An 8,209-nucleotide genomic window follows, 5' to 3' on the forward strand; every position below is an offset into this window, starting at 1 on the left:
TTATCAGCAGACTCAGTTACTATTGACCCATCGCTTGACGGAGCGCGGGTAAGAACCCGCTGAGATCACTAAAAAGCATTCGTGTTTTTGATGGTGAGTACCGTTGAACCTGATCAGGTTAAAACCTGCGTAGGAATCAAGCCATCTAAAAACACCATGCTTTAAGCTTTATGCAGAAATGCATCTGTATCCATCCATAATTCAAATGCTTGAATTGGATACCGTCAAAATAAGCTTGCTGCCGCTGCGTTTTTGGTCGTGCTTGATTCGTTGATGTCATTCATAAGGATCATTGCAATGAACCAATTAACGAATCTGTCTTCAAATGATCTCTCTGCTCAGCATGAGCAAGATGCCAAAGATCTCACCCGTATTTTACCCGCATCGCAAAAAGTCTATATCCAAGGCTCACGTCCAGATATTCAGGTGCCGATGCGTGAAATTGCGCTGACAGACACTCCAACAGGCTTAGGCGGTGAAAAAAATCTGCCGCTTATGGTCTATGACACCTCTGGCGCCTATACCGATCCAAATGCCGCGATTGATTTGAATCAGGGCCTGCCGAATGTCCGTGAAACATGGATAGCCGAACGTGCAGACACGGAACGCTTAGCACAGCTGAGTTCTGAATTTGGACAGCAGCGCCTCAAAGACATCCGCACTGCAGGCATCCGTTTTGCGCATATTCAAACACCGCGCCGCGCCCAAATGGGTAAAAATGTCACGCAAATGCATTATGCCAAGCAAGGCATCATTACCCCTGAAATGGAATACATCGCCATTCGTGAAAATCAGCGCCAGCATGAAGGCGCCGATATGCGCCAGCACGCAGGACAGAACTTCGGCGCGCGCAATTTGATGGAAATCACCCCTGAATTTGTACGCAAGGAAGTCGCCGAAGGCCGCGCCATCATTCCTGCCAATATTAATCATCCTGAATCGGAACCGATGATCATCGGACGCAACTTTTTAGTGAAGATTAATGCCAACATCGGCAACTCTGCGCTGGGTTCATCCATTGATGAGGAAGTTGCGAAAATGACGTGGGCCACCCGCTGGGGCGCCGATACCATTATGGATCTGTCAACTGGACAGAATATTCATGAAACCCGTGAATGGATTATCCGCAACTCCCCTGTGCCGATTGGCACGGTGCCGATTTATCAAGCTTTAGAAAAAGTGAATGGCGTAGCGGAAGACCTGACATGGGAAATTTTCAAAGACACGCTGATTGAACAGGCAGAACAAGGCGTAGATTATTTCACCATCCATGCGGGCGTGCTGCTGCGCTATGTGCCTATGACCGCCAACCGTTTGACAGGCATTGTCTCCCGCGGCGGCTCCATCATGGCGCAGTGGTGTTTGGCGCATCATGAAGAAAACTTCCTGTACACGCATTTTGATGACATCTGTGAAATCATGAAAGCTTATGATGTATCTTTCAGCTTAGGGGATGGCCTGCGTCCCGGCTGCATTCAGGATGCCAATGATGAGGCGCAATTCAGTGAACTGCGCACTTTAGGTGAACTGACTCACCGCGCTTGGCAGCATGATGTGCAGGTGATGATTGAAGGCCCCGGCCACGTGCCGATGCATATGATTAAAGAAAATATGGATCTGCAGCTGGAGGTTTGCAGCGAGGCGCCATTTTATACCCTTGGCCCGCTCACTACAGATATTGCGCCGGGCTATGACCATATCACCTCGGCCATCGGCGCAGCCATGATCGGCTGGTATGGCACAGCCATGCTGTGCTACGTCACGCCCAAAGAACACCTCGGCCTGCCGAACAAGAAAGATGTTAAAGACGGCATCATCACCTATAAAATTGCCGCCCATGCCGCTGACTTGGCCAAAGGCCACCCTGGAGCGCAGGCGCGTGATAATGCTTTATCCAAAGCGCGTTTTGAATTCCGCTGGGAAGATCAATTCAATTTAAGTTTGGACCCAGACACTGCGCGCTCCATGCATGATGAGACTATGCCCAAAGAAGCGCATAAGTCTGCGCACTTCTGCTCGATGTGCGGACCGAAGTTCTGCTCGATGAAAATCACGCAAAATGTTCGGGAATTTGCAAAAAATCAACAGACTTTTCAACCACCTGAAAAAAGTACTGAAAGCCTTGCACAGATTGAATCAGGCATGCAAAGCATGAAACAGGCATTTCATCAGCATGGACAAAAGTTGTACCAAAAAGTGTAACTTGCTGAAAAAAAAATTGGTGTTCTTTTAATTCTCAGTTAGGATGAAAACAGCCGTTTTCATCCTTTTCACTTTTATAAGCTTATGAATATTATCAAGCAAGCTTCATACAACAAGAACGATTTCGCTATCGTAAAGCGCGAATATCAATTCAAAGGCTTTATTCAAGTCGAAAAGGTCAGCCTGCGTCACCGCTTATTTGGACTGGACCAATTTACCCCTGTCATTCACAGAGAGTTGATTCATCGGCCAGAGGCTGCAGGCGTATTAATTTATGATAATATGCAGGCAAAATTTGCCCTGATTGAACAATTCCGCATCGGCGCAATGGATGATTCGGACTCGCCTTGGCAATTAGAAATTATTGCTGGTGTACTGGATGGAAATGAATCCGCTGAAAACTGCATCCGCAGGGAAAGCTTAGAAGAATCTGGCTGCGAGCTGAATGAGCTGCAGCACCTTTTCAGTTTTTACCCTTCTGCTGGCGCATGTTCAGAGTTATTTCATTTATATGCAGCAGAAGCGGCACTGCCTGAACACGGCGGCGTTTTTGGCATGCCGGATGAAGGGGAAAATATCCAGCTGCATCTATTTAATTATGCAGACCTGACGGAATTGCTTGCCAGCGGTCGGTTAAAAAATGCACCGGTCATTATGGCCTTGCAGTGGCTGAATCAAAAAATTCATACTATAAAGAGTGTCTAAGGGGAAGGACATGCCTTTATCAAACTTAATAAAAAATGAATCGGATTGGACCATTGTCCAAATTTCCGATACGCATTTAATGGATCAGGATGATCTCGAATTTGCCGCCATGAATCCGGAACAAAGTTTTCAGGATGTCATACAGCACATGCAGCAGCATATTCCAGACATAGATGCCATTGTTCACACCGGTGACTTAGCCCAAGTACCCGTTGCAGCCACCTATGAACGCTATTTGCATTTCATGCAGGCGCTGAATGTGCCGCATTTCCAGATTCCAGGCAATCATGACGATACGGCGATCTTCCCTTTCTATCGCCAGCAAGACCGTGCGCATATGCTCAGCTTTGGCAATTGGCGGATTATTCTGCTCAATAGCGCTGTTGCAGGAAAAGTGGATGGCTGGGTTTCGCAAGCGCAGCTGCAGGAACTTGATCAGCTGTTGACGGAACAGGCGCAGCAGCATGTCATTATTGCCTGTCATCACCATCCTTTTGCGATGAAATCGGCATGGATTGATCAGCATAAGCTGAAAAACTCCGACGACCTGCTGGCGGTGATTTCAAAACACCGCAATGTCAAAGCGGTACTGTATGGCCATGTGCATCAGGACTCCCGCAATGATCTCAATGGCGTGCAGTTTTTATCTACGCCATCGACCAGCGTGCAGTTCAAGCCAATGAGCCATTCTTTTGCGCTGGATGAGTCTTTTCCTGGCTATCGCGTGCTGCGTTTAAAGGCTAATGGCGAGTTTTGCAGCGAAGTAATTCGTGTAAAAATTAATCAACCTAAAATTAATGTCGAAATTTCAGGTTATTAACTTTTCATTTGGTTTTTTTTCCATTAAGTTATGGCATCTGATGGAATAGTGATAGTCAGTAGCAAACATCTAAGACTATCAAAATCGAAAAAAAGTCTATATGATGACGGCCCCTGATGGAAGATTCTCTGCTAGGGTCGATAAAAAACTTGCATATCACCATATTTTTTGCGTATAGATATATGCATATGATGAGGAATGCCCTTTATGGCGAATGACAACCAAAATCAAGTCTTAGACGAACAAGCTGATACTTCAGTAAAGCGCGTCCGCAAATCGAAGGCAAAGGCTTCTGAAGGTGGTAGCACTGCCAGCTTATTTGGTATTGAGCCTTATCAGCCTAAGAAAAATGAAGAATATATGTCTGAAGGCCAGCTGGAGCACTTCCGCCGGATCTTATTGGCATGGAAAGCTGAGTTGATGTCTGAGGTAGACCGCACTTTAAATACCATGCAAGACGAAAACACAGCGCTTCCTGACGTGAACGACCGCGCAACGCAAGAAGAGGAATTTGCGATTGAACTGCGTACTCGTGACCGTGAGCGCAAGCTGATCCGTAAAATTGAGCAATCAATTGAAGCGATCAAAAACGATGATTACGGTTTCTGCGAAACTTGCGGTATCGAAATTGGCCTGCGCCGCTTAGAAGCGCGTCCAACTGCGACTTTGTGTATTGACTGCAAAACACTTGCAGAAATCAAAGAGAAGCAAAATAACGGTTAATTCTGTGTTAAGTAATCCCTCCCTAGCCCTCCCTTTAGAAAAGGGAGGGAAAGTTGCAGAGCATTACGTGGGTCGGTTTGCGCCATCGCCAACCGGCCCTTTGCATTTTGGCTCTTTAATTACGGCTGTCGCCAGCTATTGCGACGCCCGCGCTCATCATGGAAAATGGCTGGTGCGGATTGAAGATACGGACATCCCCCGCATCTATCCCGGCAGTGAAGAACATATACTGCGTTCAATGGATGCCTTTGGCTTTGATCCTGACGCAGAGATTATTTTTCAAAAAGACCGCCTCGATATATATCAATCTGTCATTGAACAGCTGCATGCGCAGGGCTGGGTTTATGCCTGTCAATGCACCCGAAAAATGCTCGGCTCCAATCATATTTATCAGGGCACCTGCCGCAATTTGAATTTGCCCTTAGAGCATCAGGCCATCCGCGTGAAAGTAAACGATCAGATGATTTGCTTTACAGACCAGCTGCAAGGGCCGCATTGCTCCAATCTGCAGGATGACCTCGGCGATTTTGTACTCAAGCGCCGTGATGGCATTATCAATTATCAGCTTGCCGTCGTCGTCGACGATTATCTGCAAGGCATGACCCATGTGGTGCGCGGCGCAGACCTGCTGGATAATACCGAACGTCAAATCTGGCTCGGAAAGATTTTGGGCTATCCTGAATTGCAATATATGCATTTGCCGCTGGCCATGAACGATCAGGGGCAAAAGCTGTCTAAGCAAAATATGGCACAAGCGCTGGATTTAAGCCAAGCGCCGCAGCTGCTGCAGCAGGCTCTGCGCGCGCTGCATCAGCTTGAAGTCGAATTAGACAGCCCTGCCATCATGCTTCAACAAGCGGCAGCGCAGTGGAGTGTTCAGCACATCCCTCAGGGCACAGCACTGCAGGGCATATATTTATAAGTCCACTTTAAAGCTGACAGATTATCTGTACCGGCAGCACAGATCTGCATTAATCCCAATAAGGCTGCGCCATAAAAAAAGGACCGCATCTGCATAGGGTCCTTTTTTTAAATCTGTGCTTGTGTTTAGAAACTGGATTCTTCTTTACTCGGATTAATTTGATTGGTTGTAGATTCAATTTTCAAAATTAAACTGATCATCACCGCACAGATAATTAAAGATGAGCCGCCATAACTAATGAAAGGCAAAGTCAAACCTTTGGTCGGCAGCATGCCCATATTCATACCGGCATTCACCAGAATCTGCAGCAGAAAAATAATACTGATGCCGTAGGCCAAATAGCCTGCGCGCAAATATTGATTTTTCAGCGCGCGGTGGCCAATTTTAATGCAACACACCACCATGGTAAATGACAGCACCAATACTGTGGTAATGCCGACAAAGCCGAATTCTTCACCTAAAATTGCCAGCATGAAGTCCGTATGCGCCTCCGGCAGATACGACATCTTCTGAATACTGTGGCCCAAGCCTACGCCAAACCATTCGCCTCGGCCAAAAGCCATTAACGCATTTGACAGCTGATAGCCTGTGCCCAATGGGTCCGCCCATGGATTGGTAAATGACAGTGCGCGCTGCAAGCGGTAAGGCTCGAACACGATCGCAATCGCCAGACCTGCAATAATAAAGGCCATAAATGCAATGAACTGAATGGCTGGGGCGCCTGCGAGAAAGAATACGCCTAGAATCATCAGGACGATGACCGCAGTAGCGCCTAAGTCCGGCTCAGCCAGAATTAAGCCTACGGTAATAATCATCACTGCGCCCAAGCGCATCAGGCCTGAGACACTGGTTCTCACCTCTTCCGCCCTGCGCACCACGTAATCCGCAGTAAAAACCGCCATCATGACTTTGGCAATTTCCGAAGCCTGCAGTGTAAAGCCCGCTACCCGAATCCAGCGCGTCGAGCCGTTCACTTCCGTTCCGACCACCAATACAGCGACCAGCAGGCCAATGGTCATCAGCCAAAGCGGGAATGTATTGTTAAACCAGACATTCATAGGCACTTTATAGGCCAAAAAGGCGGCCACGCATGCAACAAGGATGGAAATACCATGACGGCTAATATAGTGGAATGCATTTTCATGCAGGCGGTCTGCATAAGGCATAGACGCCGATGCCACCATAATGGAGCCGATGCACAGCAGCGCCAGTACACAAAAGATCAGTACATTGCGCATATTCACTTCGGCAGGCAGCCGAGGCGCCCACCGTTCATAAGCTTCGTTTATTTTACTTATGGTCGTCTGAGCTAACCCAGCCATAGATGATTCCTTATCATTCTTTTAAATCAGTTCATTCACGCAAGCCACAAATTGATGGCCGCGTTCGCTGTAACCTTTAAACATATCAAAACTTGCACATGCAGGTGACAATAACACGACATCATTGGCTTGCGCATGCTTCTGACAGATTTCAACTGCTTCTTTTAAGCTTTCTGCTGGCAGCAATTCAGCAGTGCCTGCAATGGCTTTTTCGATAATTGGACGGTCTTCACCAATCAATACGGCGATTTTGGCATATTTCGCGAGTGAATCACGCAGCGCAGTAAAGTCCTGCCCTTTGCCTTGTCCACCCAAAATAATCGCCACTTTGCCGCCTTGGGCTTCAATAGCCGCGCCTAAGCCATCGATGGCTGCCAGAGTCGCGCCAATGTTGGTGCCCTTTGAATCATTATAATAACGCACGCCATGCAGCTCTTTCACAAACTCACAGCGGTGCTCTAAGCCTTTAAATGTTTTCAGCGTGTTCAGCATGCCTTCCAAAGGCAGGCCGATCGCTTCACCTAAAGCCAAGCAAGCCAGCGCATTGGCCACATTATGTGTACCTTGAATATACATATCTGCGCTTTTCAGCAGGCGTTCACGGCCGCGCGCCAGCCAAATCGTACCGTCATTGTCGCGTAGAACACCAAACTGGTTCATGTCTGGAGCATTTAACCCAAAGCTTTGCATTGGCGTAACATCAGGCACCAGCGGACGGGTCAATGAGTCATCACGATTAAAGACCACTTTTTTCACGCCTTGGAAAATACGGTGCTTCGCCGTGTAATAGCCAAACATATCGCCATGACGGTCTAAATGATCTTCACTCATGTTCAGCACCACAGCGACTTCCGCGGCGAGATTTGATGTGGTTTCCAATTGGAAGCTCGAAAGTTCAAGCACATACAGCTCAGGATCATCTTTGGTCAAATCCAATGCTGGTCGGCCTAAGTTGCCGCCTACAGCGACTTTCTTGCCCGCATCTGCTGCCATCAAGCCAAATAAGGTGGTCACTGTACTTTTCGCATTAGACCCAGTAATGGCAACAATCGGCTTATCAGTTGCACGGCGCAGAATCTGAATTTCACTGACGACAGGAATGCCTTTGGCAATGGCTGCCTGAATTTCTGGCAGCTTTGGATCCAGTCCTGGGCTGATGATAATTTCTTCCGCCTGCAAAAGGAGTTCTTCATCCAATTGGCCAAAACTGCTTTGCACTTCACTTGGAATCTGATCATGACCGGGCGGGTTCGCTCTAGAATCTGTTACTGCAACGCGGTAGCCGTGTTCATGTAAAAAATTAACCGCAGCAACACCTGAAATACCAAGTCCCGCAACGACCTTTAAACCACCACGCTGAATTAACATTTTTGCCCCATTGAATGAACTGTTTTTAAAACTGACAAAATGTTAGCACTTTGCTGTTTTGAATGCTTTTTCAGTTTTGACTTTCTGACAGTTTTTTTGTGTCAGCGCGTAAAAAAACCGCCATAAAAATGGCGGTTTTTTTAATTT

General features: G+C 47.3%; 7 protein-coding genes and 1 riboswitch. Of the genes, 5 read left to right on the plus strand and 2 right to left on the minus strand.

The annotated features are described in order from the left end of the window. Positions 1 to 28 precede the first annotated feature (28 nt). Positions 29 to 153, plus strand: a riboswitch (TPP riboswitch). Positions 154 to 297: 144 nt separating this feature from the next. The 5 genes from thiC to gluQRS all read left to right on the plus strand — a co-directional run bounded on the left by thiC (position 298) and on the right by gluQRS (position 5,372). Beyond that, positions 298 to 2,202: a phosphomethylpyrimidine synthase ThiC gene (gene thiC, locus B9T34_RS11190; RefSeq protein ID WP_086213210.1), complete on the plus strand. Its 1,905-nt coding sequence runs from the start codon at positions 298 to 300 to the stop codon at positions 2,200 to 2,202. Positions 2,203 to 2,286: 84 nt separating this feature from the next. Further along, positions 2,287 to 2,907, plus strand: a complete 621-nt coding sequence (locus B9T34_RS11195; protein ID WP_086213211.1) for an NUDIX domain-containing protein — start codon at positions 2,287 to 2,289, stop codon at positions 2,905 to 2,907. Positions 2,908 to 2,917: 10 nt separating this feature from the next. Beyond that, entirely contained in the window at positions 2,918 to 3,727 is an 810-nt protein-coding gene (cpdA, locus tag B9T34_RS11200; RefSeq protein ID WP_086213212.1) for a 3',5'-cyclic-AMP phosphodiesterase, read from the plus strand. A gap of 207 nt (positions 3,728 to 3,934) precedes the next feature. Next, entirely contained in the window at positions 3,935 to 4,450 is a 516-nt protein-coding gene (gene dksA / locus B9T34_RS11205) for an RNA polymerase-binding protein DksA (RefSeq protein WP_086213213.1), read from the plus strand. 4 nt (positions 4,451 to 4,454) lie between these two features. Further along, positions 4,455 to 5,372, plus strand: a complete 918-nt coding sequence (gene gluQRS / locus B9T34_RS11210) for a tRNA glutamyl-Q(34) synthetase GluQRS (RefSeq protein ID WP_416202711.1) — start codon at positions 4,455 to 4,457, stop codon at positions 5,370 to 5,372. Positions 5,373 to 5,497: 125 nt separating this feature from the next. On the opposite strand, the gene ftsW is transcribed toward gluQRS, so the two are convergent. Together ftsW and murD are read right to left on the minus strand one after the other, a co-directional pair. Beyond that, the gene (gene ftsW / locus B9T34_RS11215) at positions 5,498 to 6,694 is read right to left on the minus strand and encodes a putative lipid II flippase FtsW (protein WP_086213214.1); all 1,197 of its coding nucleotides are present in this window, start codon (positions 6,692 to 6,694) and stop codon (positions 5,498 to 5,500) included. A 21-nt stretch (positions 6,695 to 6,715) separates the two neighbouring features. Further along, positions 6,716 to 8,062, minus strand: coding sequence for a UDP-N-acetylmuramoyl-L-alanine--D-glutamate ligase (murD, locus tag B9T34_RS11220; RefSeq protein WP_086213215.1), 1,347 nt, complete (start codon positions 8,060 to 8,062; stop codon positions 6,716 to 6,718). Between the last annotated feature and the right edge of the window lie 147 nt (positions 8,063 to 8,209).

Source organism: Acinetobacter sp. ANC 3813 (assembly GCF_002135435.1).
Taxonomy (GTDB): Bacteria; Pseudomonadota; Gammaproteobacteria; order Pseudomonadales; family Moraxellaceae; genus Acinetobacter.

Excerpts from the sequence above, each read along its gene's own strand:
- thiC (WP_086213210.1), top strand. The coding sequence starts at position 298 with ATGAACCAATTAACGAATCTGTCTTCAAATGATCTCTCTGCTCAGCAT.
- B9T34_RS11195 (WP_086213211.1), top strand. The coding sequence starts at position 2,287 with ATGAATATTATCAAGCAAGCTTCATACAACAAGAACGATTTCGCTATC.
- cpdA (WP_086213212.1), top strand. The coding sequence starts at position 2,918 with ATGCCTTTATCAAACTTAATAAAAAATGAATCGGATTGGACCATTGTC.
- dksA (WP_086213213.1), top strand. The coding sequence starts at position 3,935 with ATGGCGAATGACAACCAAAATCAAGTCTTAGACGAACAAGCTGATACT.
- ftsW (WP_086213214.1), bottom strand. The coding sequence starts at position 6,694 with ATGGCTGGGTTAGCTCAGACGACCATAAGTAAAATAAACGAAGCTTAT.
- murD (WP_086213215.1), bottom strand. The coding sequence starts at position 8,062 with ATGTTAATTCAGCGTGGTGGTTTAAAGGTCGTTGCGGGACTTGGTATT.